The sequence below is a fragment of the Zwartia sp. genome (genome assembly GCF_049655405.1).
In the GTDB taxonomy this organism is placed as follows: domain Bacteria; phylum Pseudomonadota; class Gammaproteobacteria; order Burkholderiales; family Burkholderiaceae_B; genus Zwartia.
Genome location: NZ_JBASJR010000008.1, coordinates 71,537 through 97,496, shown reverse-complemented (window position 1 = coordinate 97,496; position 25,960 = coordinate 71,537). Strand labels below are relative to the sequence as shown.

Annotated in this window: 27 protein-coding genes; 16 read left to right on the top strand and 11 right to left on the bottom strand. The window is 48.3% G+C overall.

Annotation, left to right across the window (positions count from 1 at the left end; translation table 11 throughout):
* Positions 1–73 precede the first annotated feature (73 nt).
* The gene (locus WBJ47_RS04385; RefSeq protein ID WP_422243715.1) at positions 74–955 is read right to left on the bottom strand and encodes a LysR family transcriptional regulator; all 882 of its coding nucleotides are present in this window, start codon (positions 953–955) and stop codon (positions 74–76) included.
* 120 nt (positions 956–1,075) lie between these two features.
* On the opposite strand from WBJ47_RS04385, the gene WBJ47_RS04380 reads away from it, so the two are divergent.
* The 4 genes from WBJ47_RS04380 to WBJ47_RS04365 all read left to right on the top strand — a co-directional run bounded on the left by WBJ47_RS04380 (position 1,076) and on the right by WBJ47_RS04365 (position 4,854).
* On the top strand, positions 1,076–1,873 hold the full coding sequence (locus WBJ47_RS04380) for an SDR family NAD(P)-dependent oxidoreductase (RefSeq protein ID WP_422243714.1): 798 nt from the start codon (positions 1,076–1,078) through the stop codon (positions 1,871–1,873).
* Positions 1,874–1,890: 17 nt separating this feature from the next.
* On the top strand, positions 1,891–2,793 hold the full coding sequence (locus tag WBJ47_RS04375; protein WP_422243713.1) for an amidohydrolase family protein: 903 nt from the start codon (positions 1,891–1,893) through the stop codon (positions 2,791–2,793).
* Between the two features lie 29 nt (positions 2,794–2,822).
* Complete coding sequence (locus tag WBJ47_RS04370; protein ID WP_422243712.1) at positions 2,823–3,794, top strand: Bug family tripartite tricarboxylate transporter substrate binding protein; 972 nt, start codon at positions 2,823–2,825, stop codon at positions 3,792–3,794.
* Between the two features lie 88 nt (positions 3,795–3,882).
* The gene (locus tag WBJ47_RS04365) at positions 3,883–4,854 is read left to right on the top strand and encodes a tripartite tricarboxylate transporter substrate binding protein (protein WP_422243711.1); all 972 of its coding nucleotides are present in this window, start codon (positions 3,883–3,885) and stop codon (positions 4,852–4,854) included.
* Here WBJ47_RS04365 and WBJ47_RS04360 read toward each other — a convergent pair.
* Together WBJ47_RS04360 and WBJ47_RS04355 are read right to left on the bottom strand one after the other, a co-directional pair.
* On the bottom strand, positions 4,841–5,617 hold the full coding sequence (locus WBJ47_RS04360; protein ID WP_422243710.1) for a DODA-type extradiol aromatic ring-opening family dioxygenase: 777 nt from the start codon (positions 5,615–5,617) through the stop codon (positions 4,841–4,843). The two genes, WBJ47_RS04365 and WBJ47_RS04360, sit on opposite strands and share 14 nt — an antisense overlap.
* 84 nt (positions 5,618–5,701) lie before the next feature.
* The gene (locus WBJ47_RS04355) at positions 5,702–6,121 is read right to left on the bottom strand and encodes a DoxX family protein (RefSeq protein WP_422243709.1); all 420 of its coding nucleotides are present in this window, start codon (positions 6,119–6,121) and stop codon (positions 5,702–5,704) included.
* Between the two features lie 118 nt (positions 6,122–6,239).
* Between WBJ47_RS04355 and WBJ47_RS04350 the strand changes: the two genes are divergently transcribed.
* A complete protein-coding gene (locus WBJ47_RS04350; protein WP_422243708.1) occupies positions 6,240–7,133 on the top strand; it encodes a LysR substrate-binding domain-containing protein in 894 nt (297 codons plus the stop codon).
* A gap of 26 nt (positions 7,134–7,159) precedes the next feature.
* A complete protein-coding gene (locus tag WBJ47_RS04345; protein WP_422243707.1) occupies positions 7,160–7,537 on the top strand; it encodes a RidA family protein in 378 nt (125 codons plus the stop codon).
* A 64-nt stretch (positions 7,538–7,601) separates the two neighbouring features.
* Here the strand turns inward: WBJ47_RS04345 and WBJ47_RS04340 are convergent, their stop codons facing one another.
* Positions 7,602–9,326, bottom strand: coding sequence for a thiamine pyrophosphate-dependent enzyme (locus tag WBJ47_RS04340; protein ID WP_422243706.1), 1,725 nt, complete (start codon positions 9,324–9,326; stop codon positions 7,602–7,604).
* A 196-nt stretch (positions 9,327–9,522) separates the two neighbouring features.
* Between WBJ47_RS04340 and WBJ47_RS04335 the strand changes: the two genes are divergently transcribed.
* Genes WBJ47_RS04335 through WBJ47_RS04310 form a run of 6 tightly spaced genes read left to right on the top strand, consistent with a single transcriptional unit; the run spans position 9,523 to position 15,214 of the window.
* Entirely contained in the window at positions 9,523–10,680 is a 1,158-nt protein-coding gene (locus WBJ47_RS04335; protein ID WP_422243705.1) for a thiolase domain-containing protein, read from the top strand.
* Between the two features lie 4 nt (positions 10,681–10,684).
* The gene (locus tag WBJ47_RS04330) at positions 10,685–11,086 is read left to right on the top strand and encodes a Zn-ribbon domain-containing OB-fold protein (RefSeq protein WP_422243704.1); all 402 of its coding nucleotides are present in this window, start codon (positions 10,685–10,687) and stop codon (positions 11,084–11,086) included.
* 16 nt (positions 11,087–11,102) lie between these two features.
* Positions 11,103–11,828: a hypothetical protein gene (locus WBJ47_RS04325; protein ID WP_422243703.1), complete on the top strand. Its 726-nt coding sequence runs from the start codon at positions 11,103–11,105 to the stop codon at positions 11,826–11,828.
* Between the two features lie 45 nt (positions 11,829–11,873).
* Complete coding sequence (locus tag WBJ47_RS04320) at positions 11,874–12,773, top strand: MBL fold metallo-hydrolase (RefSeq protein WP_422243702.1); 900 nt, start codon at positions 11,874–11,876, stop codon at positions 12,771–12,773.
* A 51-nt stretch (positions 12,774–12,824) separates the two neighbouring features.
* A complete protein-coding gene (locus WBJ47_RS04315) occupies positions 12,825–13,781 on the top strand; it encodes a Bug family tripartite tricarboxylate transporter substrate binding protein (RefSeq protein WP_422243701.1) in 957 nt (318 codons plus the stop codon).
* A gap of 44 nt (positions 13,782–13,825) precedes the next feature.
* Complete coding sequence (locus WBJ47_RS04310; RefSeq protein ID WP_422243700.1) at positions 13,826–15,214, top strand: 3-oxoacid CoA-transferase; 1,389 nt, start codon at positions 13,826–13,828, stop codon at positions 15,212–15,214.
* Between the two features lie 21 nt (positions 15,215–15,235).
* On the opposite strand, the gene WBJ47_RS04305 is transcribed toward WBJ47_RS04310, so the two are convergent.
* The 4 genes from WBJ47_RS04305 to WBJ47_RS04290 are packed head-to-tail and all read right to left on the bottom strand — an operon-like array spanning position 15,236 to position 18,664.
* On the bottom strand, positions 15,236–16,390 hold the full coding sequence (locus WBJ47_RS04305; protein WP_422243699.1) for an ABC transporter ATP-binding protein: 1,155 nt from the start codon (positions 16,388–16,390) through the stop codon (positions 15,236–15,238).
* Complete coding sequence (gene modB / locus WBJ47_RS04300; RefSeq protein WP_422243698.1) at positions 16,387–17,052, bottom strand: molybdate ABC transporter permease subunit; 666 nt, start codon at positions 17,050–17,052, stop codon at positions 16,387–16,389. Before modB ends, WBJ47_RS04305 begins: the two co-directional genes overlap by 4 nt.
* A 1-nt stretch (position 17,053) precedes the next feature.
* Positions 17,054–17,839 (bottom strand): molybdate ABC transporter substrate-binding protein, encoded by a 786-nt coding sequence (gene modA / locus WBJ47_RS04295; protein WP_422243697.1) that lies wholly within the window; start codon positions 17,837–17,839, stop codon positions 17,054–17,056.
* Between the two features lie 51 nt (positions 17,840–17,890).
* On the bottom strand, positions 17,891–18,664 hold the full coding sequence (locus tag WBJ47_RS04290) for an IclR family transcriptional regulator (protein ID WP_422243696.1): 774 nt from the start codon (positions 18,662–18,664) through the stop codon (positions 17,891–17,893).
* A gap of 126 nt (positions 18,665–18,790) precedes the next feature.
* On the opposite strand from WBJ47_RS04290, the gene WBJ47_RS04285 reads away from it, so the two are divergent.
* From WBJ47_RS04285 to WBJ47_RS04275, 3 genes are read left to right on the top strand one after another with little or no spacing between them, the layout of a single operon-like run.
* The gene (locus tag WBJ47_RS04285) at positions 18,791–19,780 is read left to right on the top strand and encodes a Bug family tripartite tricarboxylate transporter substrate binding protein (protein WP_422243770.1); all 990 of its coding nucleotides are present in this window, start codon (positions 18,791–18,793) and stop codon (positions 19,778–19,780) included.
* 45 nt (positions 19,781–19,825) lie between these two features.
* On the top strand, positions 19,826–20,620 hold the full coding sequence (locus WBJ47_RS04280) for an enoyl-CoA hydratase/isomerase family protein (protein WP_422243695.1): 795 nt from the start codon (positions 19,826–19,828) through the stop codon (positions 20,618–20,620).
* Positions 20,617–22,725, top strand: a complete 2,109-nt coding sequence (locus WBJ47_RS04275) for an acetate--CoA ligase family protein (protein WP_422243694.1) — start codon at positions 20,617–20,619, stop codon at positions 22,723–22,725. The genes WBJ47_RS04280 and WBJ47_RS04275 overlap by 4 nt, the downstream gene beginning before the upstream one ends.
* Here the strand turns inward: WBJ47_RS04275 and WBJ47_RS04270 are convergent.
* From WBJ47_RS04270 to WBJ47_RS04260, 3 genes are all read right to left on the bottom strand, one after another.
* Positions 22,712–23,644, bottom strand: a complete 933-nt coding sequence (locus WBJ47_RS04270; RefSeq protein ID WP_422243769.1) for a CapA family protein — start codon at positions 23,642–23,644, stop codon at positions 22,712–22,714. The genes WBJ47_RS04275 and WBJ47_RS04270 overlap by 14 nt on opposite strands.
* 2 nt (positions 23,645–23,646) lie before the next feature.
* Positions 23,647–24,021, bottom strand: coding sequence for a hypothetical protein (locus tag WBJ47_RS04265; RefSeq protein WP_422243693.1), 375 nt, complete (start codon positions 24,019–24,021; stop codon positions 23,647–23,649).
* Positions 24,022–24,104: 83 nt separating this feature from the next.
* Positions 24,105–24,974: a pirin family protein gene (locus tag WBJ47_RS04260; RefSeq protein WP_422243692.1), complete on the bottom strand. Its 870-nt coding sequence runs from the start codon at positions 24,972–24,974 to the stop codon at positions 24,105–24,107.
* Between the two features lie 105 nt (positions 24,975–25,079).
* Here WBJ47_RS04260 and WBJ47_RS04255 point away from each other — a divergent pair, with 105 nt between their 5' ends.
* Complete coding sequence (locus WBJ47_RS04255; protein WP_422243691.1) at positions 25,080–25,937, top strand: phosphate/phosphite/phosphonate ABC transporter substrate-binding protein; 858 nt, start codon at positions 25,080–25,082, stop codon at positions 25,935–25,937.
* The last annotated feature ends 23 nt before the right edge of the window (positions 25,938–25,960 follow it).

Here is a 25,960-nt window from a genome sequence, read left to right as displayed (position 1 = left end):
TGCAGCTCTGTGAAGGACTTCCCATCTATAACAGTTATAGGCGAGTTCTATAGTTGGCTGAGGGTTGAAGTTTTTAAGCCCTAAAGTCGAGTTCTCTTAAAAGTTTTGCCGTTTCCTGGTGCAGCCTGTTGGTGGGACGAGATTTGGGTGTGGCGAGTACTAAAAGGTTGCGCATGACTGGTGGGCCGATCTGTGCAAACCTAAGGTTAGACGTGTGTTTATGTTTAAGGGCACTTTCAGGCAAAATTGAACAACCTATGCCGCTCTCTACAAGTTTAAGTGCGGTATAGACGGCGCCCACTTCGGCAATGATGTTGAGGCAAATATTTTGAGGCAGTAATACGGCGTCCATGAGATTGCGGATTGGATTGGATTGACCGGGCAAAATCATTGGAAAATTTGCGAGCTCAGCCAAGCTGATTTGGCTTTTGAGTGGATAGTGATCGGGTGCGATCAAAATTAGCTTTTCTCGCATCAGTTTTTCGTATGAGAGCAATGGAGTGGGCGGTGGGTCAAAAAGTACCGCGAGATCAATGCGGCCATTGATGAGTCCATCTCTGAGAGAAACACTGAGTCCCTCAACCACAGAAATCATGGCGTGTGGCATCCGTTTTCTGAACTCTTGGACGAGAGGGACGCAGAGTCCTTCGGCGACGCGATGCGGCAAACCCACAATGACTTTTCCAGATACCGCTGTGCTCATCTCTTTTATCTGAAAGGTCGCCGTCGCCGCCGTATCAATCATGAGCTTGGCATGAGACAGGAGGGCTTGGCCGGCCTCAGTGGGTCTAACTCCTCGGCCAGTTCTCTCAAGCAGCCTCTGTCCAAGCTCATCCTCCAGCAAGGCAATCTTTCGGCTGATGCTTGGTTGGGCAAGACTCAAATAGATCGCGGCCTTGCTGAAGCTGCCTTTTTCGACAACAGCAATAAAGTATTCAAGCTGCTTCAGATCCATAGCATAAAAACATATCTGGTATAGGAGCTATGTAGTTTACATGACATCCTGATGCGCTCAAACTTGAAGGTTAATAGGTACTTTGTATCAATAAATAACGATGAGAGGACGCAGTCACACATGAAAAGATTTGATCAAAAGGTCGCGATTGTGACCGGCGCAGGCTGCGTAGGGGAAGGATGGGGAAACGGTCGTGCAATGGCTGTCAGACTCGCAGAGGAGGGCGCACGCGTTTTTGCAGTGGACCGAGAGGAGGCGACACTTGCAGAAACAATCGCGCGTGCTGGAGAGGCGGCGAAATCGTTTGAGACCTACATCTGTGATGTGACGAGTGCGCAAAGCGTTGAGGCCATGGTGGAGGCCTGTGTGAGAAAGTTTGGCACAGTCGATATTTTGATTAATAACGTCGGTGGTTCAGCTGCAGGTGGCCCAACAGAAATGACGGAGGAAAGTTGGGACCGTCAGATGGCAATCAATCTTAAAAGCGTATTCCTGACATCAAAGTTTGTCTTACCCATCATGATGGCGAAAAAAAGCGGTGCTATTGTCAACATGGCATCCACATCTGGAATGCGATGGACGGGAAGTGCCCAGGTCGCCTATGCTGCCTCTAAAGCAGGCGTGATTCAAATGTCAAAAGTCATGGCTGTCCAATATGCAAGCTCAGGTGTTCGAGTCAACACCGTTGTGCCAGGTCAATTGCATACGCCCATGGTCGAAGTCCGACTGGCGAAGCAACGTGCAGGCGGCGATGTCGATTCATTGCTTGCTCAGAGATTGAAGCGTATTCCGCTTGGTTTTATGGGTGACGGACGTGATTCGGCAAGCGCAGCTTTGTTTCTTGCCAGTGACGACGCTCGTTTTATTACGGGAACTGAAATACTTGTTGACGGCGGGATGACCGCGCGTTGCGATTAAGCGAGATCGGGAACACTATGTCCTCAATAGGCACAAAAGAAGTTCAAACTCCAGTTCGAACATATCTGGAGTCTCCAAGCCAATCGACAATCAAATTACCAAAATTTTCCTGTGACAGTCATGTCCATGTATTTGGACCTACCCGTCTTTTTGCATACTCAACAGACCGAAAAATCACACCTGTCGAAGCGCCGAAAGAAAAGTTATTTGCCTTGCATCAGCAATTAGGTATCGAACGCTGCGTGATTGTGCAATCCGTCATTCATGGTTTTGATAATAGCGTGGTTGAAGATGCAATTCTTGCCGGAAAAGGATCGTATCTTGGCGTTGCGCTGGTGCCAACTACTGTCACAGACAAAGAGTTACTCAGACTCGCCGAAGCGGGCTTCAGAGGTGTTCGTTTTAACTTTATGCGTCATTTATCCAATGATGCATCGATTCAGAAAGTCCTTGAAATGACGCCGCGTTTAAAGGCTGTCGGTATGCACTTACAGGTGCACTTTGAGAGCTCACTTATTCATGAGCTTGGACCATTACTTGCAGAAAGCCAAGTTCCGGTGGTGATCGATCATATGGGACGCATTGATGCTAGAAAGGGTATTGAGCATGAGGATTTTCAAGCACTATTTCGCTTACTTAGAAATAAATTGTTCACTGTAAAAGTGAGCGGTATTGATCGCATTGATGCGCATGCATCTATAGGAGATCGCTATGCTGCAGGAGTTGAAATTGCGAAGTGTCTGGTGAGTCAATATCCAGAACAGTGTGTGTGGGGAACAGATTGGCCACATCCTAATCACACACACATCCCGGATGATGGATTGTTAGTAGAAGCGTTAGCGCATATTGCCCTTGAACCTACGTTGATGGAGCAAGTGCTTGTTTTAAATCCGCAGAGACTCTACCGATTTGTTAGTTAAATTTAATTAAAAATGATAAAGAGGCATTTATGAAAAAAACAATTTATGGCGTAATCTTTGCAGTCCTCAGCTCGGTGTTGGCGGGACAAGCAATCGCTCAAGCATATCCATCACGCCCCATCAGATTAATCGTTCCGTACACACCTGGCGGATCGATTGATACGACAGCGCGCATTGTGGCCGATCAATTACAAAAGCAACTCGGCCAGCCGATTGTGATTGAAAATAAGCCAGGTGCCTCAGGATTAATTGGATCCCTTGAGGTGGCTAAAGCAAAATCTGATGGTTATACGCTTTTATTTAATGCTTCTGGCCAAGTGTATTTGCCACTGGTGATGGAAGGTAAAACATACGATGCTGAAAAGGACTTTACACCGATCGCTCAGGTCGGATATGTCCCTCTCGCAGTGCTTGTGTCGGTTAATGAAAAAATCAACTCGCTCAAAGAGTTGGTGGCGTTAGCGCAGGCGAATCCTAAAAAATACACTTGGGCGACTTCAGGTTTTGGTACCACTAGCCATCTTTCTGAGGAAATCCTCACGAGAGAGCTGAAGCTCAATATGGACATCATTCCTTATAAAGGTGCGAGCCCTCAATTGACGGACGTGATGGGTGGGCACGTGACTGCAGCGATTTCACCTTTGCCGGGTGCTACGCCTTTTATCGAAGGCAAGCGCTTAAAGGTACTTGCTATTACAAGCAATGAGCGTGTCCGCTCGATGCCTGATGTGCCTACCGTTTCAGAAACAGTACTGCCGGGATTTGAGATTAAGTCTTGGTATGGGCTGTGGGGCCCTGCAAATTTACCACCTGAAATTGTCGCAATGATTTCCAGAGAAGTGAACAAGGCAACGCAAGACCCCGTGGTATTGGCTAAGTTTGAAAAGCTTTCATTCCAGACTCAACCTAATACACCCGAGGAGTTTAAGAAAATTATTGCTGAGGAAATCGCAGTTGTTGGCAAAGTGGCCCGCGAGGCAAATATCTTGATTAAACGATAATCTGTCGTTGCGGTTATTAATCGCACCGTTCCTAATGATACATTCGAAGAAATGAATAAGAACGGTGCAACATGCGCGGAGACAACCAATGAATAAAAAAATTTCAACCCTGATAGCCTTTGGTTTGACTGGTTTTACCTTGATGTTTAGTTCGGGCGTTCACGCGAGCTATCCAGACAAACCAATCCGCATGATCGTGACCTTTGTTCCAGGCGGCGGTGCTGACGTGTTGGCGCGATATATGGCCAAAGAGATGGCGGATGTTTTAGGTCAACCCGTTGTGGTTGAAAATCGAACCGGCGCAGGCGGATTAATTGGTGTTGAAGCAGGTCTCGCTGCGGCACCAGACGGCTATACAGTGACACTGATTTCCTCAAGTTATACCGTCAACCCAAGTCTCTACAAACTTAAATTCGATCCAGTGCAAGACATCACGCCCATTATAAAAATGAGCGCTGGACCGATGCTCGCTGTGACATCAAACAAGAGTGGAATCAAAACAGTGGCGGAGTTGGTGGCTGCTGCCAAAAAATCTCCAGGTTCTATTAATTTTGCCTCATCAGGACAAGGGAGTGTGATTCATCTCGCCAACGAGCTCTTTAACCAGCGAGCGGATATCAAGATGACACATATCCCTTACAAAGGCGGCGGGAACGCATTGGTTGATTTGATTGCCAATCAGGTTGACCTCTATTTTGCTGCGACCGCGAGTGCTTTGCCGCATGTCCGTTCAGGAAAAATCAATGCGGTGGCGGTCACTACACCCAATCGTATTCAAGCATTGCCGGATGTGCCAACCATCGCTGAAAGCGGTTTTCCGAATTACGAGGCGACGCTTTGGTATGGCCTCATCGGACCCAAAGGGATGCCTGTTGATGTCGTAGAAAAACTCAATACCGTTGTAAATAAAATTCTACAAAAACCTTCTGCGAGAGAAAAGATTCAGGCCGATGGGGCTGAACCTGCAGGGGGAACACCGATCGAGTTTAAAGAGTCCATTGCACGTGAAATACAGATTTGGGGCAAGGTCGTGACAGATATTGGTATCAAACCTCAGTAGTATTTTGGTTTGAATCAAGATCCAAGTTGCCCCAGGCATAGGACTCCATCGATAGCATTCCGTAGCGTACTTCAGTGTCTAGTATCTGCATGGAGTCCTGTTCTGAGCTTGCGCCAAGCGCCACGAAGAGTGGTAGAAAGTGCTCGTCGGTCGGATGCGCTCTGACGGCATGCGGCGCTTGTGTGCGGTAGTGGATCATCGACTTGATGTCTCGCGTTTCAGTGTGAGATCGTACCCAATTGGAAAACTCCGTGACATATGCTTGCGGTTGAGTGACGCCCGCACCGCGAAACTCATTTAAATTATGCGTCATACTGCCGGAGCCAACGATCGCTATGCCTTGATCGCGTAGTGAGCCAAGCGCAAGACCAAGCGCGAACACAGTTTCAGGTGTTGCGTCCACAGGTAATGAAACCGGGACAACTGGAATATCTGCCTGAGGTCGCAGATGCAAAAGCGGAACCCATACTCCGTGATCCAGGCCTTGTGCTGTATCTAACTCTGCTTGGATGCCAGACAATGCAAGCGTCTGCAGCACTTGCTGCGCCAAGGCTTGTGATCCTGGCGCGGGGTAGTTAAGCGTATAAAGGACGCTTGGAAAGCCACCGAAATCATGAATCGTTTCGGGTTGAAGATGACTGCCCACTTTCAACGCTTTGGTTTGCCAATGAGGCGATACCACCACGATCCCGCGCACTTGATCCCAGTGCTTTCCAAGCTCTGCGAGTTTGGCACCTAGCGCACCAGGTTCGACTGCTAGCATTGGAGAACCATGTGAAACGAAGATTACGGGTGCGCGTTGCGTTGTCATGAGTGTTTTCTGGTTGTGCTTTAAATGCGTGAATGATTAAGCTGCGACTTGGTGATGTTTCGCGCCGAGTGCCCAGGCTCCGGCGCCGTGAGCAGCCAAGACAAGTAAACCGCCTACAACCCCAACGTTTTTATAGAACATGAGCTGTTGCATGAATGCTTGTTCTGCAGGAACTGCCCAGAATGCATGAAAGGATAACGTTGCCACAGCCGTAAATGCTGCAAGCACGAGTGCGGCGGAGCGGGTAAACAGACCTGTAATGAGCGCTAAGCCGCCACCGACCTCGACCAGAATCGCGATGACAGCAGCCAAGGAGGCTAGGGGAAGGCCTACGGAGTTGATGTAGCCGACTGTGCCTTCAAAGCCACTTATTTTTGACAAACCAGCGGGTAGAAAGAGAGCAGCCAGTGCTAGGCGGCCGAAAAGGGTCAAGCTATTTTGTAGTGTTGAATTCATGAAAAATCCATTGAGTTGGGTGAAGATGGGAGTGTTGCTAAACAAAAAACAGTCTATTGGTGATTTAAAAATAGATAAATATGATTAAAAATGATTAATTGTCTTTAAAATAGGAACAATGGATAAGTTTGACGCGATGCGTGCCTTTGTAGCGGTGGTGGATGCTGGCAGTTTTGTCGGAGCGGCGGATCGTCTGCAGATATCCAAGGCAGTCGTGTCACGCTTGGTCGCAGAGCTTGAGGAGCATCTTGGTGTGAGATTGCTCCACCGTACGACTCGCAAACTATCCCTCACTCCAGAGGGCGATACTTTCTTGGGTCGTTGTCGCAGTGTGCTCTTTGAACTGCAGGAAGCTGAGGACGATGTCAGTCATCGTAGTGCGCAAGCGCGCGGATTGTTACGTATCAATGTGCCGGTGAGCTATGGGCTTTCGCATCTGGCGGCGCTCTGGCCTGGTTTTATGCAAAAGTATCCTGAGGTGAATTTGGATGTGACGCTGTCAGATCGTGTCGTCGACTTGGTTGAAGAGGGCTACGACATGGCAGTAAGAATTGGAAAACTAGAATCTTCGACGCTTGTGAGTCGTCCATTAAGTGAAACGAGAATGGTGTTGTGCGCTTCACCGGGTTACATACAGAAACATACAATACCCCGCGTTCCCGAAGATTTGAGTCATCATCGTATCCTGGCATACAGTTTGTTATCGTCAGGCGATCACTGGATCTTTACTTCTGATAGTGATACCAAGGGTCAAGTCTCAGTGCGAATCGCTCCGGTGATGCGGACTAACAACGGAGATACTTGTCGCGCAGCAGCACTTAAAGATCAAGGCATCATTTTACAGCCTGACTTTTTGATTGGCGAAGACATCGAGTCAGGCCGATTGATTGAATTGATGCCCGAGTGGCGAGCGGACGAACTTGGTATCTTTGCTGTGTATCCAAGTCGCCGTTACTTAACAGCCAAGGTACGATTGCTCGTTGAGTATTTGTATACACAGTTACAACGATAAATTTATTAATTAATTTTGAATATCAAATGAAACTCATACACTCGCCACATACGCCTGCTCCCGCCGGTCACTATAGCCATGCGGTTGAGTCCGAAGGCTTGATTTTTGTTTCAGGGGTTCTTCCTGGCAAACCTGCGGAAGAGGAGATCGATAGTTTCGAGCGCCAGGTGCGCGCCTCTTTTAAACATTGTGTAAATATTCTCAAAGCATCCGACTGTACGCTCAATGATGTGGTGCAGTGCACGGCATACATTGTTGGCGTATCAAACTGGCCAGAGTTCAACACGATTTATGCGGATATTTTTGGTGACCATAAGCCTGCTCGCGCCGTGGTGCCCGTGCCCGAGCTTCATTACGGTTTCATGGTCGAGATACAGTTAGTCGTCGAGAAAAAGAAGAATTAAAAGCGAGACATTGAAAAAGAAAAAATCGCGCGCTGGATGAAGCCGCGCGCGATTTCAATGGTGCTTATCTTTTCAAATCATGCAGCGCACTTTTCATCAGATCTTTCACATCACTGATGCGACCACTCAACAATGCCTTGGCGCTGTAGGTTGCCATGCCCACAACATTTTGAGCACTAACGGTCGGTGGCATCACGAGTTCATAACGATTCGTATGCACATCCAATAGCGCGGGACCTGGATGAGAGAGAAAGTCCTGGACGGCTTGCTCAAGATCTTCGCTGCGTTTGACCTCAAACCCTTTTAAACCGACAGCTTCAGCGATTTTGGCAAAGCTTGGATTTTTCAGGTCTGTATAGTTATTGAGCAAGCCCTCTGTCTTCATTTCCATCTCGACAAAGTTTAAGGCGCCATTGTTCAATACTGCAATCTTGATTGGAAGATTTTCTTGATGAATCGTCAATAAATCACCCATCAGCATAGCGAGACCGCCATCACCCGCCATACAAATGACTTGGCGATCGGGATAGGCTTTTTTCAACCCCAGCGCCATGGGCATACCGTTCGCCATCGTGGCGTGTCTCAGGCTAATCATGGTCCGGCGCTTACCATTTGTCTTGATATGTCGCAGGGTCCACACCATCGCGGTTCCGGTGTCCGCTGAAAATAAAGCGTCATCATCCGCATACTTGTTGAGCAAACTTGCGAGGTGTTGAGGGTGTATCAAGTCACCGCGACCGGGTTGCTCCTCAGCCAGTAGCGTGGCTTCAGTTTTTTGACGTTGCTCAAGGCACTCTTTCAAAAAGCTTTCATCAGAGCGTTCTTTGATCATTGGAAGTAAGGCTTCCAGCGAAGCGATCACGTCTCCCTCTAAACCGAGCGTGACAGGATGGCGTCGACCCAAGCGGGCGGCATCGCGATCAATCTGTACGATCTTGGCATGTTTAGGATAGAACTGCCCCCAGGCAAAGTCTGCGCCAAGCAGGAGCAACGTGTCACACTCGGTCATCATATGAAAACCAGAATGCACACCCAGCAAGCCCGTCATACCAACGTTGTAGGGATTGTCGTATTCGACAAAATCTTTAGCACGCGATGTATGTGCGATGGGAGCTTTTAATTTTTTTGCTAACTCAATCAGCAGATCATGCGCACCTTGGCAGCCCGCGCCGGCGTAAATGCCAATCTTTTTCCCCTCGGCAAGAATGGCGGCAGTTTGGGCAAGTTCGCTATCAGAGGGACGTCGAACCGGATTAGGGAAGTGCACCGAATAAGGCACATCATCTTTGATCTCGGTATTGCTGATGTCAACTGGCAGAATAATGACCGCAGGACCCTTTTTGCTGATGGCGGCCTGACAGGCAAGCACTGCAACGCGTCGAGCTTGCTCGGCGTTATAAACCTGCTCACAAAAGACCGAGCAATCAGAAAAGACTTTTTGAAAGTCGACTTCCTGAGGCATATCTAAACCAAGGCTCATCGTGTCGAGTTGGCTAGCAATCACAATTAGTGGGGCATGATTGCGATGGGCCTCGTAGACGCCATTGATCAAGTGGAGGCTGCCAGGCCCGCAGGATCCTGCACAACCCGCCAAGACGCCGCTCATGTAGGACTCAGCTCCGGCCGCAAAAGCTCCGACTTCTTCGTGTCTGGTGTGCACCCATTCAATGGTGCTCTTTGAAATAGCATCTGTGACGTGGTTGAGCGTATCGCCTACAACACCGTAGATATGACGTACCCCGGCGGATTCCAAAACCTCAATAATGACTTGCGCAGCGTTTTTGCTCATGATGAGATCCCGACTAATTCGACAATTGTTAAGCGTGAGTGAAGTATGCCAGTTTTATATATTGATACACCATCTTGAAAAATTAATATTTGATTTACTTGTCAAAACCCACGTGGTATAAAAATTTACAAAAATTTAGTGCATCTCTTGAGTTGTTCAATCAGGTGACATTAAATATTCATAGAGACAACATCGCATGAGTATTCGCGGCAAGGCCTATATCGGGGGCATTTACGAGCACCCCGCACGAAAAATTGAAAATAAATCACTCGCCCAGTTGCATGCGGAATGTGCAAAAGGTGCCTTAGAGGATGCTGGACTCACTATTCATGACGTTGACGGTTATTTTTGTTCGACTGATGCCCCAGGAGGGCTAGGTGGCATCAATATGATCGACTACATGGGTTTAACAGTCAGGCATTCAGATTCAACGAATACGGGTGGTTCGTCCTACCTGTATCTTGTGGCGCATGCCGCAGAGGCAATCGCTGCGGGTAAGTGTAGTGTGGCGCTGATCACCTGTGCTGGATTTGGTCGGCCAGGAACGATCGTGCGCGAGTTGGACTCGAACATTCCTGATACGCCTTTTGAAATGCCTTACGGACCCGTGACCGTTAACTTATATGCCCTTGCCGCTATGCGTCATATGCATGAATTCGGCACGACAAGTGAGCAGCTTGCCTGGGTCAAAGTTGCCGCTTCACATCACGCCCAGCACAACCCCAATGCTTACCTTAAAAAGGTGGTGACCGTTGAGGATGTGCTGAAATCGCCCATGATTTCTGATCCTCTGCATCGCTTGGATTGCTGTGTGGTCACAGATGGTGGTGGCGCGGTCATCGTGGTGAGTCCCGAAGTCGCCAAACGACTGAAGCGTCCGATGGTCAAGCTCATTGGCGCAGGGGAGTCGCCTAAAGGACAAATGGGTGGCAAGGTTGATATCACCTACACAGGTGCGGTGCGCTCGGGCCCCATCGCTTTTGCTGAAGCGGGTGTGACACCTCAAGACATTAAGTATGCCTCTATTTACGATAGCTTTACGATTACGGTCATCATGACTCTCGAGGATCTGGGCTTTTGCAAAAAAGGCGAAGGTGGCAAGTTCGTCATGGATGGCAATCTCATTTCTGGTGTGGGTAAATTACCTTTCAATACAGACGGTGGTGGTTTGTGTAATAACCACCCTGTCAATCGTGGTGGGATTACTAAAATCATCGAGGCGGTTCGACAATTGCGTGGTGAAGCGCATCCGTTGGTTCAGGTCAAAAACTGCGACCTCGCACTTGCACATGGAACCGGTGGCTCGCTCAGTACGCGCCACGGCAGTGCCACACTCATCATGGAAAGAGAATAATTCGATGGCTACCCCATATCAAGATAGAAAAATTTCCGACCCAAAATTCAACTATGGCGATGAGCCATTTTTTGAAGCGGCCACAAAGGGCAAGTTGTTAGTAAAGTTTTGCAATGACTGTGGCCAGTATCACCACTATCCGCGCGCACTCTGTCCATTTTGTTTCAGCGATAAAACGGAATGGAGAGAATCAACAGGTGCCGGTACGATTTACAGTTACAGCGTGACACGTGTGTCTGGGCCCGTTCCTTATGTGATTGCTTACGTCACCTTGGAGGAGGGACCCACGATGCTCACTAATATTGTGGATTGTGATTTGGATACGATCCGTTGTGGTCAAAAAGTACAAGTGACGTTCAAACACAGTGAGAATGGCACGGGTATACCAATGTTCAAGTTGGCCTAAACACAAGGATCATGTCATGAGTGATGCATTATTTACCTATTGGGTGGGAATGGATATTCCCGCTGACACAAGCGCTGCAGATGTGGCAGCGTTCAATCGTTTTTATAGCGATATACATCGACCCGAAGTTTTAGCCAGTAATCCAGGTTTTTTACGCGGACGTCGTTACGAACTTGCACAAGATGATCCTCGCGGGCCAAGAGGACCAAGATTTCTGGCGGCCTATGATATTGAAAGTGAGGAGGCCGCAAGGCTTTACATTTCTCGCAATGATGGCCCTGCAAGTGGACGGCCTGTGTACAGCGATGGACCGAGTGCTTGGCAGCAGCGCCAGACAAAATGGCGTCTCATGTGGCGTCATTTATTGAATAACCCCGAGACATTGCAAGTGTCTGCGTCGCCCTACATGTATCTTGTCGGGATGAGTGAAGCGTCGGGTTCAACTGCCTCAGAGATTGCCCAGTTCAATGAATTTTATAACCAGACGCATGTCCCTGAGGTGTTGGCCGGATATGGGTTTGTGAGTGGCGCACGTTATGCATCGATGCGCGAGTTTATGCATCCTGCGCCAGGTGTTCCTAATTATGTTGCGATGTACGGTATTGCGAACGAAGCGCGCGCGCAAGCATTCATGCAATCGAGATTAACTGCCGATCCAACCGGCAACTCATTTTCCTCTGGTCCGCCTTCTTGGGAAAAGCGCGATACAAGATGGCGATTGACCTATCGGCAAGTCGAATAAAAAGATAAAAAATAACAAAATAAAAAATAACGGAGACAAATAAAGATGATTTATTCACGTAATGTTGGTCGTGCAAAGATTTATAACGTTCTTGAGTACAGCGGCCCCACTCACGCAGCAGACTTTGTATTTCCTGAACTCGACGTCAAAGAGATCGCACCTCACCTTTCGTGGCTTGCCCCGCATCATTACAACAGGCGTCTTGAGCGCTTTATCGTTGCCATGCAATTGTGGGTGATGCATATCGATGACAAAGTGATTGTGATTGATTTAGGCGTGGGTAATCATAAAAAACGCGCGTCTGAGCGCATGAATAACCTCAATACATTGACACCGTTATGGTTGGCTGCGGCGGGCGCAGATCCAAAGTCTGTGACGCACGTCATCGTGACACACTTTCATCCTGACCATGTGGGCTGGGGGACGCGGATGGACAATGGGCAATGGGTGCCGATGTTTCCAAATGCGCGTCACTTGATGCCCAAGGTTGACTTTGAACAGGCGCATGCGGCCTATCTAAAAGGTGACAAGGGGGTCATCAGTGGATCTTTCGAGGATAGTGTGCTGCCTTTGTATGAGGCCGGTTTAATCGATTTGATTAGTGATGGGGATATTGTGGCCGGATGCCTAGAAGCCGAGGCGATGCCTGGACATACGCCGGGTTCCATACATTTTCGTCTCCAGTCTGAGGGTAAAGAGGCGATCTTTGCAGGTGATGTGATGCATAGCCCGCTACAAATTGCCATGCCACATATCAATACGTGGATTGATGCACATGCTGAGCAGGCGCGTACTTCACGGGCTTTGTTCTTAAAGCGTGCTGCTGAGCGTAATGCATTAATTATGCCCGTGCATTTTGGTTGGCCACATTGTGGATATGTGCGTGGCGATAGCGTCAAGGGTTATCGTTTTGAGCCTGCTGAGCCAGACGCAAGAGGTGAGTAAATCGTGATTTGATCGCAGTATCTTGCACCATATAAAAACGGAGACAAAATAATGAAAATATTTTTACGTTGTTTGGCGTTAATAGTTGCGTTCTTATCGCAGAGTGTCTTAGCACAGACTTATCCTAATAAACCCGTCAAAGTCATCATTACATATCCTGTCGGCGGACCTGCCGATCAAATTGCACGAGAGCTTGCGATGGGATTGACGCAAAATCTGGGGCAGTCATTTGTTGTGGAGGCCAAGCCTGGTGCGAGTGGTTCTATTGGTACAGCCTTTGTTGCCAAGGCGCCCGCGGATGGATATACGCTACTTGTGGGTGCCGGTGCACCACAGACGGCATTTCCAGTGTTCAGCGCCAAGTCACCCTATGATGGCATTACTGAATTCAGTCCGGTTCTTATGATTGTCGACGTACCTAATGTGATGGTGGTAGCCCCGCACATTAAAGCCAAAAACGTCAAAGAATTTATTGAGTTAGCGAAGACAAAGCCAATGACCTATGCCTCGACCGGAACTGGAAGCTCTACACATCTGGCGGGCGAAATTTTTCAAATCGAAACAAAAACAAAATTGACACACGCGCCGTATAAGGGTGCGGCGCCTGTCATGACGGACATGTTGGGTGGACATGTGGATGTTTCATTTTTGAATTTATCTGCAATGTTGCCGCATATCCAATCGGGGCGTTTACGTGCGATAGGACTCACTGCTTCAGCACGATCCAAAGCATTGCCTGATGTGCCGACATTGACTGAATTAGGGATTAAGGATGTCACTGGTTCTTGGTATGGGTTGCTTGCACCTGCTGGTACACCTGAAAGCGTCATCAACACTCTTTATCAGGCAGCCAATCAATATTTTTCTCAGCCAGAGGTACGCGCACGTATCGAGGCAGGTGGCTCTGAACTCAAACTACTCAATCCTCAACAATTCCGTGCCGCCATTATTCAAGAAAAGGCTGAACTCACCGAGTTGAACAAAATCTTGAAATTACGCATCGAGTAAGCATTTCTGATTGTTTAAATTAAAAACTTTTTATAAAGAACACAATGGATAAGGCAGTTGTTTCAGCTCAGCAAGCAATCGAAGATATCGCAAATGGCGCCAGCGTTGCAATTTCCGGTTTTGGATTGGCACACCGTTTTCCCAATACTCTAATTTTTGCATTACGCGATAAAGGTGTTCGCGATTTAACGGTGGTGTGTAACTCACTCGGCGCACCTGGTGAAAAGGGGCAATTGCTCGTAGAGAATGATCAGGTCAAAAAAATCATTACCTCTTTTTCAATACGTGCCGGCATGGAGACGGAAGCTGAAAGACGAATTGCCGAAGGTACGCTAGAGGTGGAGTTAGTACCTCAAGGGACTTTAGTTGAGCGCTGTCGTGCGGGAGGTTCTGGAATCCCCGCCTTTTACACGCCAACTGGTATAGGGACCGACTTGCAAGAAGGAAAGGATGTTCGCTATTTCAACGGCCAGCCCTATTTGTTAGAGCACGCGATACAAGTTGATTACGCATTTTTGAGCGCTTATCGCGCTGATCGTGCGGGCAATGTTCAGTTTCGTGGAGGGAGTGCGAATTTCAATGCAAGTTTCGCTAAAGCGGCACGCATTGCTATCGTTGAGGTCGAGGAGATCCTTGAGGTGGGCGAGTTGGCGCCAGAGCATATTCATCTCCCTGGAATTTTTATCGATCGCGTTGTCAAAATTACAGATCCTATCGATATCAATTCCTTGTCTCGCTCAGGCAAGCGACCAGCAGATAGTGCGCGGATGTATAACGGGAAACCAGCACTGACACGCAGTGGGATTGCTCAAAATGCCGCGAACATCGTACGAAACAATTCTTACGTGAATCTAGGTGTTGGCATCCCCACGCTCGTTTCCAATTTCCTTGAAGGTCGGGGCGTGTGGTTACATGCTGAAAATGGTGTGCTGGGTTATGGCGGGATTGTGACAGGTGACGCTGTCGATCCAGATGTCTTTAATGCGGGTGGGCAATTTGTCGAAGCAATCCCTGGCACCTCATTTTTTGAAAGCGTGACCTCGTTCGAGATGGCACGCGGGGGGCATATCGATACAGTGATTCTTGGCGCCTATGAAGTGGATGCAGAGGCGAGTGTTTCTAACTGGAGCGTGACGGATGCAAAACGAGGAGGTATCGGTGGCGCGATGGATCTGATCTCTGGTGATGTCGAGCTGATCATTGTGATGGAACATACTGACAGCAAAGGCCGAACAAAACTTCCGCGCCGTTGTAAATATCCTCTTACTGGAAAGCGCTGTGTAGATTGGCTTGTCACCGATCTTGCAGTTTTGCATTGGGTCGATGGACGTTTTGTCTTAGAGGCAGTTGCACCTGGGTTTACTCCAGCTGAAATTCAAGCACTTGGAGAAATTAATTTTGACGTTGCCGCAGATTTAAAGGTGATGATTTAATTTTGCTTATCAAGCATGGTGTCAGGATGTTAAAGGCATGATGTGTACCCAACTGCTATCAAGCAGAAGAGTCATTTTTATATTTTGATCGATATTGGCTCGTTGAGGTCCAGTTACCGTCATCCTAATTTTAATATCTGGAGAGGCATGACTTTCCAGCGTGATGATGGATGATTCGCCTAAATGCTTGACCTCAGAAATCATGACTTCAACGCGATGATTGAGTTCAGATGAGATAGGCTGCTCAATGCCGATTGGTTGAAGCAGCAGACCATCCGTTTGAATGACCCAGTTGACTAACTGTCCCGCTTCAAGTCGACCTTTGTCGCGTACTTTTAAAATGGGTCCTTCTTTCGCGTCAGGTGTTGCGAGCCACTGCAGAAGACCAGTACCAACTTGGGTCGTTGACCGGTCTGGACCAAGCCATCGGCCATAAAATCGATTGCGAATGCCGACAAGGTCTGCAACTCTTGCGTTTTTTGGGGAGCGATAAATCTCGAAGGGTGAACCTTGTTGAATGATTTTTCCTGCATCCATCACTGCAATTTGATCGGCGAGTAATCTTGCCTCATTAAGGTCGTGTGTCACCAAGACGATCGGTATGTTGAGTTCTGACCTCAGATCCGCCAAAAGCTCATACAGACCTTGACGACTGAGCTGATCGACAGCAGAAAATGGTTCGTCAAGCAAAAGAACTTTTGGTTCACGCGCGAGCGCACGCGCGAGCGCCACACGTTGCTGTTGGCCCCCTGACAGTTGAGCTGGCTTTCGATTTTGCAAGGTATCGGTGATGTTGACCTTGTCTAACCATGCTTTCGCCAGTGCAAGCCTTTCATTTTTTGGATGTTGCAGGAGTGAAAGTGCAACGTCTTCTAGCGCTGTTAAGTGCGGCATCAAAGCGTAGTGTTGAAATACGAGCCCAACATGCCGTTGTAAAGTTTTAAGATTGAGCTGTCGCTGGCTATCAAACCAAGTTTCTCCACCCACGCAAATAGAGCCCGTAGTCATCGGGAGTAGTCCAGCAATCGATCGCAATAGAGAAGTTTTCCCTGCTCCAGAGGGGCCGATTAAGGCAATCATTTTCCCTGCATCGCAGTGAAGCACTCCTTGCAATGGGATTGATCCATGCTGATCGATTATGACGTGAAGCGATTTTGACGAACTGGCAGTATTCATCGACGTCTCATCATCCTAGCTGTAGCAAAGTAGGACGCGGCGACAGCAAGCATAGACAGTACAAGCAACAACAGTGCCATGCGATCAGCGGCTTGAAGGTCAAAAGATTGAACGCGATCATAAATTGAAATTGCAATGGTTTGCGTTTCGCCTGGAATGCTACCCCCGATCATGAGCACCACACCAAACTCTCCAAGTGTGTGTACAAAGGTTAGTACCATCGCAGATAAAAGTCCTGGCCATGCCAGAGGCAGTTCAACTCTAAAAAAAGTTTGCCATGCATTGAGCCCACTTACTGTAGCGGCTTCGGAAAGGTTGTCTGGAATCGCCTCAAACGCGCGTTGTATGGGTTGAACCATAAAGGGAATGTTGAAAATAACGGATGCAATCACCAGACCAGTAAAACTAAAGGTTAATTGGATACCGAACAAGTGTTGAGCCAATATGCCGAGAGGTGAGGCTGCACCCAAAGAGACAAGAAGATAGTATCCAAGCACAGTTGGAGGTAAAACAAGTGGGAGCACGATCGCTGCCTCAATAAGCGATTTTCCAGAGAACTTAGTCTTGGCTAACCAGCGACCAATCAAGATACCTAATGGAAGTAACAGCAGAAGCGTCACTGATGCTAACTTGAGCGAAAGGGTAAGCGCTTGCCAATCCATCTTATGGTCTCGGCATGGTGAAGCCGTATTTCACCATGATCTCTTGTGCAGCTGACGTAGACAGATATTCATAAAAATCTTTTGCTGCCTGTGGCGCGTTGCGCATGAGCACCATGCGTTGCGCCAGTGGCGTGTGCCAGCTCTCTGGAATAAGAGCAAAATTTCCTAGTCGCGCAACTTGCGGTGCGAGGGCGAGTGAGTAGGCAATGATGCCTCCTTGAGTCGAGCCAGAAGTGGCAAATTGGGCCGCTTGAGAAACGTTTTCACCCAAAACGATTAGCGGCTCAATTTGAGTCCATAGCCCCGCATGTTCAAGTGCTTCCTTGGCTCGTGCGCCATAGGGAGCATGTGCTGGATTCGCGATTGAAAAACGATTGATTTGACCGTTGTTGAGTGCTGTGCGGAGACCTGAGAGTTCGGAGTCAACGTGGATCGATGAGCCTGTTGGCACCATTAATCCGATGCGACCATACGCGTAGAGTTTTCCTTGATCAATGGTTTTATTTGCTTGTGCAAGTTTGAATACAAACGTCTCATCAGCAGACATAAACAAATGAAAAGGAGCGCCCTGAAGAATTTGTGAATAAAAATTTCCAGAAGAGCCAAAAATCAGCCGAAGTTTATGGCCTGTATTTTTTTCAAACATTGAGGAAAGCTCTTCAATTGCAAACTTTAGGTCAGAAGCAGCGGCAACCGTTGCTGCGGGTTGTGCCGCACACAAAGTGGTCATCATCGCCGTGATCATGACAAGCAGCATTCTGCTGAGGCTGCTTACGAGCTTAAGCATGAGCATTCCGAATAATAGTTTCTGTAAGTATATGGGTTGCACAAGTGATAGCTATCCTAGCACGAGGTGATGCGCATCGATCAGTTTGTGCTTGAGATGGATGAGCTCAGGACCCATACGATCAGCTACGGTTTCAATGTTTTCAGGGGTGTGTATGCTGATGTTGAGGATATGAACAGCTTGCGGTTCGACTAACAGCGGGGTGGCCAGTGCAATCACTTGCGGTTGCCAGCTTGCAGCACACCATCCGTTCAGTTCAATTGATTGAATAGCGTGAATGATTTCGGGTCGGAGTGTTGGCCAGTCTCGCGTATGTTTTGACTTGAGCTGCGAAAGTTGAGTCCGTCTTTCCTCTGGGGAAAGAGTACTCAAGTATGCACGCCCCAGGGAGGTCAAAGCCATTGGGACACGCTGACCTGAGACAACCTGCCGCAGTGAGGAGTTACCAGAAAAGCGTAGTGTTTCAAGATAAACCATTTCATCTCGGTCAGCGATGGCGATGCCGACATTAATTTTTAAGCGCCTGGCTTCAGCAAGCATGATTGGGCGCGCAACCTGAAGAAGGATGGAGCCACTTCGCATGGCATGCGAAAGGCTTAACACCGCAGGCCCAAGGCTGTAGCCATGTTGTTGGGGAGCGTAAAAAAGAAATCCCGCCTTAAGTAGCGTTCCGGTCAGTCTGCTGACGGTTGATTTAGGTAGACCAGTGCGATCAGCGATTTCAGCATTTCCCAGAATGTCACTGCCAGGACGAAATGCGCGCAGGATTTCCAGCCCTCTCAAAAGAGACCGGTTAGGATCGGATCGGCTTGGTAACTTTGGCATACATGTAGGGCTTAATTAGAAGATACATTCCACTCAGTGGAATTGTGCCATGGGCAAGACTTATACGATAGGACTAGACTAAAAAAGTATCAACATACAGATTTAACAATAAAGGAGACAAATATGATGTCTATAGTCAAAGCAAACCTGACTCGGCTGTTCGCCCTCTTGATGCTGGTACCAAGCTTGACGGCTATAGCCCCGGCTGAGGCTCAGAGCAATGCAGCAGATCGTCCAGTTAGAATCATCGTGCCTTTTTCCCCTGGTGGCGGTACAGACACCATCGCGCGAACATTAGGCGCTGCAATGTCTCAAGATCTTGGACAAACTGTCATTGTTGAAAATAAGCCAGGCGCAGGGACTGTGATTGGTTCCGATACGGTTGCTAAAAGTGCACCAGACGGCACCACTATTTTGATCGCAACGTTTGCTCACGCCGTGAATCCCAGTTTACGGAGCAAAATGCCTTTTGATACTGACAAAGCGTTTGATCCCGTCGTGCTGATCGGACGATCACCTAATATTTTGGTCGTGCCTGCAAATAGTCCGTACAAATCTATTAAAGAACTTGTGGCTGCCGCGAAAGCAGATCCAGGAAAGTTGACATTCGCCTCTCAGGGCGTGGGTACCTCCGCTCATTTGGCTGGAGAGCTTTTTAATACGCTTGCCAATGTCAATATGACACATGTTCCATATAAAGGTGCTGGACCCGCCCTCAACGATTTGCTGGGTGGTCAGGTCAATATGATGTTTGCAACGGCTACCGCCGCAGCGCCACTGATTGAAAGCGGCAAGGTACGAGCTTTGGGGGTCACAACACCAGAACGTTCGCCTGTACGACCAGAGGTGCCATCTATTGCAGAGGAGGGTGTGCCAGGCTATGCCGCTGAGAGTTGGTACGGTTTTTTTGTGCCTGCTGGAACACCCGCAGATGTTGTTAAAAAATTGAATCAAGCAACTGCTAAAGCCGCCAAATCAGAAGCATTTCGGAAACGCGTCGAGGGCGAAGGTCTTGTGATCTCGGCAGGAACGCCGAAAGAGTTGGCTGAATATGTGACTGCCGAACAAAAGCGTTGGGCTGCAGTTGTGAAAGCCGCCAAAATTGAACCAAATTAATTTGCATAGAGAAGTACCGACATCCAACCTTATTATGAGAACGATATGAGTGAAACGATTGAATTGATTGTGACGGACGGTATTGCAACGGTCTTCCTAAATCGCCCAGAAAAACGTAACGCATTTAGTGATGACATGCGTGGCAAGTTTATTGATACGCTAGAGAGCATCGCGACAGATCGCAGCATTCGTGCAATGGTCTTGACTGGTCGCGGAAAAGGATTTTGTGCGGGTGGTGATGTGGCTGGTATGGAAAAGCGCATGCAAGCTCCTCAAGGCGAAGTCGGCATTAACGGTTGGGCCCGACAGCAACGCGTGCACCATACTCAATCTCTGCTCTATACGATGCCTAAACCTACGATCGCAGCAGTCAATGGTGCTGCATCTGGTCTAGGTGCAGATACAGCACTGGCCTGTGATTTTGTGATGGTGAGTCCAAGTGCAAACTTTGCATGGTCATATATCAATCGTGGTTTGATCCCCGATGGCGGCGGCATGTATTTTTTACCGCGCAGAGTCGGTTTGCCTAAAGCAAAAGACCTCATTTTCAGTGGTCGTAAGGTCGATGCGCAAGAAGCGCTCGCACTCGGTATCGCTGATCAAATGAGTACTGATGAAGGACTGGTTGCGGATGCGCAGGCATGGGCCAAGTCACTGGCTCAAGGTTCACCCACAGCACTTGCGCTAAGTAAGACCATCCTTAACCAAACATTTGAGTTGACCTCGACACAAGTCTTTGCACAAGGAAGCCAAGCGCAAGGCATTTGTTATACAAGCAGCGAACATCGCGAAGCCGTCATGGCATTTCTTGAACGTGCTGCTGCAGCAAAAAAGGCATGAGCGAAAAGATGGATGCGATCTCGAGATTGTTTCAACCACGCAGTGTTGCGGTGATCGGGGCCTCAGCTGATCCACGTAAAACGACAGGGCGTCCGATTACATATCTAATGAAGCATGGCTATGCGGGCAAGGTATATCCGGTCAATCCCAAGGCGGATCGTATTGGTGATCTGCCCTGTTACGCCAGCATAGCTGACTTGCCCGAAGCTCCCGATGTTGCGATCGTGCTGTTAGGTGCCGCAAGAGCGCATGAGGCGGTTCGCGAGCTGGCTGAACGCGGGACGGCCGCTGCGATTGTGCTTGCGAGTGGTTTCGGCGAAACAGGTGAAGTCGGGGCCGCGCGACAGTCAGCACTCATGAGTGCGACAGGTCAAATGCGCATTTTGGGACCAAACACGATCGGTCTGGTGAATCTAACTGATCGCATTATTTTGTCAGCAAGCGCTGCGCTTGAAATGGATGGGCTCGAGGCGGGTTCGGTGGGCCTTGTCTCCCAGAGCGGCGGAATTCTTGGTTCGATATTATCGCGTGGCGCAGCCCGTGGTATTGGCTTTTCAAAACTCATTTCAACCAGTAACGAAGTCGATCTTGAGTTGTCAGACTTTGTTGAGTATTTGGCTAAGGATCCAGCTACGCAAGTCATTGCATTATATGTAGAGACTATTCGTCATCCTGAGCGATTTCGCAGAGCAGTGGAGATTGCACGCGATGCAGGAAAATCTGTGGTGGCCTACAAGGTGGGTCGCTCAGAAGCTGGAGCGCGTGCAGCGATTTCCCATACTGGTGCAATGGCGGGTTCGGATAGAATGTATGACGCCTTCTTTAAACAGATTGGCGTGATTCGTGCAGAGCAGTTCAATGATTTGCTGGATATCTGCTCGGCATTGACAACCAATCGCGTTTTAAAAGGTCAGCGTATTGCTGTACTGACATCGACGGGTGGTGCAGGTACTTTGGTGGCAGATAGTTTGGGTGTATCTGGTTTCGAGACGCCCGCACCTGATTTAGTAACGGCCCAAGCGTTGCGCGACTTACAAAAAGGCGACGAAGCTGCACTCGATAGAAATCCGATCGATGTCACGTTAGCTGGTCTTGATCCAGTTCTGTTGCGCGGCATTATCCGGGCTGTGCTTGCAAGCCCTCTTTATGATGCGTTAGTGGTGGTGGTGGGCTCGTCAAGCCTGGCGATGCCTGACTTGGTGGCCGATGCAATTCGAGATTGTCTGGGGGATTCAGATAAGCCTATTTTGGCGTATGTCAGTCCTCACGCGCCTAATGTTGTACAGGTTCTTGAAGGCCGCGGAATTCCAGCCTTTTTAAATCCAGAGTCTTGTGCCGTCGCGTTTAAGGCGATGGAATCTGTTTCGCGATCGCTGCCAAGCTTTACGCCATTGCTCAATGCGCCTGATCACACTGCGTATGCTGATGGTGAAGGTGCTTTAAATGAATTTGAAGCCAGTCAGCTTTTTGGACTTTACGGGATTGATTGTGCGCACACTCAAGTCGTGCAAAGTGCGCAAGAGGCGGTTGCCGCCGCACAGAAATTGACAGGCCCGGTTGTTTTAAAAGTGTTGTCTTCTGACATTCTTCATAAATCAGAGGTTGGTGGTGTGCGGTTAGGCTTGACGGCCGAGTCCTTGCCAAAGGCTTTTGAAAAAATGGTGAGCGATGTTCAAACGCACACAGGGCTCAATGCCACGTCTTTTATTATCCAGCCAATGCTGCGGGCGCCAGCAGAATTGATTGTTGGTATGCACAGGGATCCACTTGGCACGGCACTCATGGTTGGTATGGGTGGCATTACTGCAGAACTGATGAACGATAGTGTCTTGTGTTTGATGCCTCCTGGCATGGTTGTGTCGGAGGAACAAGCACTGGGTCTGCTCAAGCAACTAAAGTCTTGGCCCTTACTCGATGGTTATCGGGGCAAACCCAAACTTGATGTTGGGGCTGTCGTCAAAGCGATCATTGGTTTTTCAACGATGGTCGCTTCGTTAGGTGATCAGTTGCTTGAGGCGGAGATGAATCCACTGCTGGTGATGGAAGATGGCCACTCTGCAGTGGCCGCAGATGCCGTTGTGATCTTGGCATCTAAGGGAGCTTGATTTGTCCATTGTTTCGCGGGATTCCGTTGCTATCCAGCTTGGCTTCAATAATTTTCCAGGAAATCGTTGAGTCAGGTTGGATGGTCATTTCTACAGCCCATCCCGTATTCGTATCTTCGGTTTCAAAACTATCAAAAACAAAGTTACCGAGGCTATAAAAAATCGTTTTACCTTTGTATGTTTCTATATTTTGTGTGACGTGCGGATGTCCACCAATGACGGCATCCGCACCGCTATCGATCATTAAGTGCGCTAACGCCACTTGATTGGCAGAGGCGAGCTTTTCATTTTCCCACCCCCAATGCGGGTAGGTAATCACAATATCGGCTTTGTTCACATCGCGTGCCCGTCTGATGCCTTCGCGCACATAGTCATCTTCTCCCCATGCGCTTCCGGCGCGATCCTCGAGTGCTTCAAAGCTTCGCGGGAAGAATAAGTTATAGGCCAACAAGGCGATACGTTTGCCTTTTATATCGAAAAAGATGGGCGCATATGCCTCTTGAAGGTTTCTGCCACCACCAAAATATTTGATCCCAGACGCATCAAGCAGATCAAGCATGGCTGAAAAAGCTGTCGGGCCGAAATCACCGCTATGGTTATTGGCAAGAGACAGCGCACTGAAATAGTTTTTGAGTATGGGTAACACACGCGGATGTGCACGCAACACAAACGGTTTGTCTTCTGCGACGCCGGTTGTTCCCACCACGCATTCAAGATTACCAATCGTTAAGTCTGCAGATTTAAAAAGAGAAGCAAAAGAAGCGAAGGGATCTTTTCCGTTTTGTATATATTTTCCGGGTAGATCATCCAGCATGATATCGCCAACAAAAATAATCCTGATGGGTTGGTTTTCTGCATGAACGATATTTGCAAAAAATATCAGCACAAGAAGTGTGCAACTTAGCCATTTCCTCAGCATAGTCATCGAGTACATATTTTTCTACAATGAAAATAAAGCTCCCGTTCATCCTCGCTGTCATACACACGATGTTGGCCGAAATCTTGGGGGCAAGATGCTTTTTCGATAACAAAGGATTGAAGCGCTAGTAATACATAGCGCTCTTTTGGTGTGTGATAAACGTAAACTTTAAATGTTTTTAGTTCTGATAAATATTGACCAGCAAAACGAAATCCACCGGGCAAATTGATTTTTGTTGATGTAAATACGTCCTCGCTAGGGGAAAGTGTAAGTGTCTTTCGACTGTCGTTGACATCGAAGGTGCATTCAATTTGGTCTGCGATCGCCGACGTCAAGGTCGTGGCAAGAGCCAGCATGACACAAATATTTGTGATCATTTTTCTATGCACGCATTTACCTTTCTCTGTAGTGCATTGTGTCTGATTAACTATCAGCGATACATGAAGGATTTGAGTTGATGTTATGACGCAGAAACAATTTGACCAAATTTTCCGTTGTTGTAGTCTTGCATTGCCTGCATGATTTCTGCACGGGTGTTCATTACAAAGGGGCCGTGACCGACGATCGACTCATTGAGCGGCGCCCCTGAGAGCAACAATACAACAGCATCTTCAGTGACTTCTGCTAAGAGCTCCGTTCCCTCGCGCTCCATCACTACCATCTCAGCTGCGCCAACTGTTTGTGTGCCGACTGTCAGTCTACCGCTCAACACATAAAGTGCTGCTGTGTGTCCTGAAGGGAGTGTCAGAGAGAGCGTTCGCCCTGCGTTTAAACGCAAATCCCACACGTTCATGGGGGTGAATGTTTGGGCCGCACCCTTCACGTTTCCAAAGGCACCCGCAATAATACGTGCGGTTCCCGCATCATTTGCAAGAGAAACATGGACGATGTTTTCAGCGGTGATGCCTTGGTACCCTGGTGCTGACATCTTGTCTTTTGCAGGCAAGTTCACCCAAAGTTGAATCATCTCAAAGGGTCCGCCTTGGCGTGCAAAATCTTCGCTATGAAATTCTTCGTGAATCAGACCGGATGCCGCTGTCATCCATTGCACGTCTCCAGGACCAATTGAGCCCCCGCCTCCTGCCGAATCTCGATGCGTGACGCCGCCTTGATACACAATCGTGACCGTCTCAAATCCTCGGTGAGGATGCTGACCGACACCAAGTTTTTGTTTGGTTGGAGGGAAAACAGCTGGACCTGCATGGTCCATCATCAAAAAGGGTGAGATTTTTTCAGCAATGTCGGTATAGGAGAAGATGTTTTTCACCGGAAAACCATCGCCTACCCAGTGGCTACCATTGCTGCGTTTGATAAATGCCACTTTTTTCATACTAAATTTCCTTAGTAAAGACTGTTCGATATCCTGAATATAAAGGATTGATGTGATAATGTGACATCATTAAGCTAAGGTTAACTTCATCAAGAATAAAACATCATGGCTTGGGTAAACGCGCGTCAGTTCGCAATCGGAGTCGCTGCCTACATCATGTCTTTAGGCGTCCACGCTGCGTGTTTAGGCGTGGCCACTTCTGCTGCTCCGCTCAAAGTCTATATCGTTCCCCAACTCACTGCTACTCAGACTTACACATACTGGGCACCTTTGCTCGAACAGGTCGGTCAACAAACGAAACAGTGTTTTGACTTGATTGTGCCAATCAGCATTCCTCAATTCGAATCGGATTTAAATGACGGATTGCCTGATTTTGCTTTCATGAATCCATACCATGCTGTGATGAAATGGCGCGAGCACAAATATATTCCGCTGGTGGCAAGTAGTGAGCCGATTTATGGTGTGCTGAGTGTCAGTCGAGAAAGTAAGATTCAGACCGTCCACGGTTTGAATGGGACCAAAATCGCTTTCCCAGCACCCAATGCTTTTGCAGCTTCACTCTTAATTCGTGCCACACTCACTTTAGAGGGCGTGCCTTTCACCCCTGTCTATTTAAAAACCCATAGCAATGTCTATCGCTCAGTCATACGCGGAGATGTCGTGGCGGGTGGAGGCATTCAGAGCACCTTGCGGTCGGAGCCTGCAGAATTAAGGGCAGAGCTCAGAGTACTCATGGAAACAAAGCGCTATACTGCCCACCCATTTTCAGCGCATGCACGCCTTCCGCTTGAATTACAACATCAAATCCAACATACTTTTTTAGCGCTTGGGCAAAAAGATGAAGGTCGTCAGTTGCTGAAAAACGTACAGTTAACTGATCCTAAAGTTGTGAACTTTGAGACGAATTATCAACCTCTTGAGGCGCTGCACTTAGAAAAATTTATGGTGAGAAATGCAAACTAAAGGCGCATCCTCCTCACCAGCAT

Bases quoted from the DNA above. Each gene is read 5' to 3' on its own strand.
- WBJ47_RS04305 (WP_422243699.1), bottom strand. From the start codon at position 16,390: ATGAATACTGCCAGTTCGTCAAAATCGCTTCACGTCATAATCGATCAG.
- WBJ47_RS04280 (WP_422243695.1), top strand. From the start codon at position 19,826: ATGAGTGAAACGATTGAATTGATTGTGACGGACGGTATTGCAACGGTC.
- modA (WP_422243697.1), bottom strand. From the start codon at position 17,839: ATGCTTAAGCTCGTAAGCAGCCTCAGCAGAATGCTGCTTGTCATGATC.
- WBJ47_RS04275 (WP_422243694.1), top strand. From the start codon at position 20,617: ATGAGCGAAAAGATGGATGCGATCTCGAGATTGTTTCAACCACGCAGT.
- WBJ47_RS04340 (WP_422243706.1), bottom strand. From the start codon at position 9,326: ATGAGCAAAAACGCTGCGCAAGTCATTATTGAGGTTTTGGAATCCGCC.
- WBJ47_RS04320 (WP_422243702.1), top strand. From the start codon at position 11,874: ATGATTTATTCACGTAATGTTGGTCGTGCAAAGATTTATAACGTTCTT.
- WBJ47_RS04255 (WP_422243691.1), top strand. From the start codon at position 25,080: ATGGCTTGGGTAAACGCGCGTCAGTTCGCAATCGGAGTCGCTGCCTAC.
- WBJ47_RS04310 (WP_422243700.1), top strand. From the start codon at position 13,826: ATGGATAAGGCAGTTGTTTCAGCTCAGCAAGCAATCGAAGATATCGCA.
- WBJ47_RS04325 (WP_422243703.1), top strand. From the start codon at position 11,103: ATGAGTGATGCATTATTTACCTATTGGGTGGGAATGGATATTCCCGCT.
- WBJ47_RS04270 (WP_422243769.1), bottom strand. From the start codon at position 23,644: ATGCTGAGGAAATGGCTAAGTTGCACACTTCTTGTGCTGATATTTTTT.
- WBJ47_RS04260 (WP_422243692.1), bottom strand. From the start codon at position 24,974: ATGAAAAAAGTGGCATTTATCAAACGCAGCAATGGTAGCCACTGGGTA.
- WBJ47_RS04380 (WP_422243714.1), top strand. From the start codon at position 1,076: ATGAAAAGATTTGATCAAAAGGTCGCGATTGTGACCGGCGCAGGCTGC.
- WBJ47_RS04350 (WP_422243708.1), top strand. From the start codon at position 6,240: ATGGATAAGTTTGACGCGATGCGTGCCTTTGTAGCGGTGGTGGATGCT.
- modB (WP_422243698.1), bottom strand. From the start codon at position 17,052: ATGGATTGGCAAGCGCTTACCCTTTCGCTCAAGTTAGCATCAGTGACG.
- WBJ47_RS04355 (WP_422243709.1), bottom strand. From the start codon at position 6,121: ATGAATTCAACACTACAAAATAGCTTGACCCTTTTCGGCCGCCTAGCA.
- WBJ47_RS04370 (WP_422243712.1), top strand. From the start codon at position 2,823: ATGAAAAAAACAATTTATGGCGTAATCTTTGCAGTCCTCAGCTCGGTG.
- WBJ47_RS04385 (WP_422243715.1), bottom strand. From the start codon at position 955: ATGGATCTGAAGCAGCTTGAATACTTTATTGCTGTTGTCGAAAAAGGC.
- WBJ47_RS04360 (WP_422243710.1), bottom strand. From the start codon at position 5,617: ATGCTAGCAGTCGAACCTGGTGCGCTAGGTGCCAAACTCGCAGAGCTT.
- WBJ47_RS04285 (WP_422243770.1), top strand. From the start codon at position 18,791: ATGTCTATAGTCAAAGCAAACCTGACTCGGCTGTTCGCCCTCTTGATG.
- WBJ47_RS04265 (WP_422243693.1), bottom strand. From the start codon at position 24,021: ATGATCACAAATATTTGTGTCATGCTGGCTCTTGCCACGACCTTGACG.
- WBJ47_RS04290 (WP_422243696.1), bottom strand. From the start codon at position 18,664: ATGCCAAAGTTACCAAGCCGATCCGATCCTAACCGGTCTCTTTTGAGA.
- WBJ47_RS04315 (WP_422243701.1), top strand. From the start codon at position 12,825: ATGAAAATATTTTTACGTTGTTTGGCGTTAATAGTTGCGTTCTTATCG.
- WBJ47_RS04345 (WP_422243707.1), top strand. From the start codon at position 7,160: ATGAAACTCATACACTCGCCACATACGCCTGCTCCCGCCGGTCACTAT.
- WBJ47_RS04335 (WP_422243705.1), top strand. From the start codon at position 9,523: ATGAGTATTCGCGGCAAGGCCTATATCGGGGGCATTTACGAGCACCCC.
- WBJ47_RS04330 (WP_422243704.1), top strand. From the start codon at position 10,685: ATGGCTACCCCATATCAAGATAGAAAAATTTCCGACCCAAAATTCAAC.
- WBJ47_RS04375 (WP_422243713.1), top strand. From the start codon at position 1,891: ATGTCCTCAATAGGCACAAAAGAAGTTCAAACTCCAGTTCGAACATAT.
- WBJ47_RS04365 (WP_422243711.1), top strand. From the start codon at position 3,883: ATGAATAAAAAAATTTCAACCCTGATAGCCTTTGGTTTGACTGGTTTT.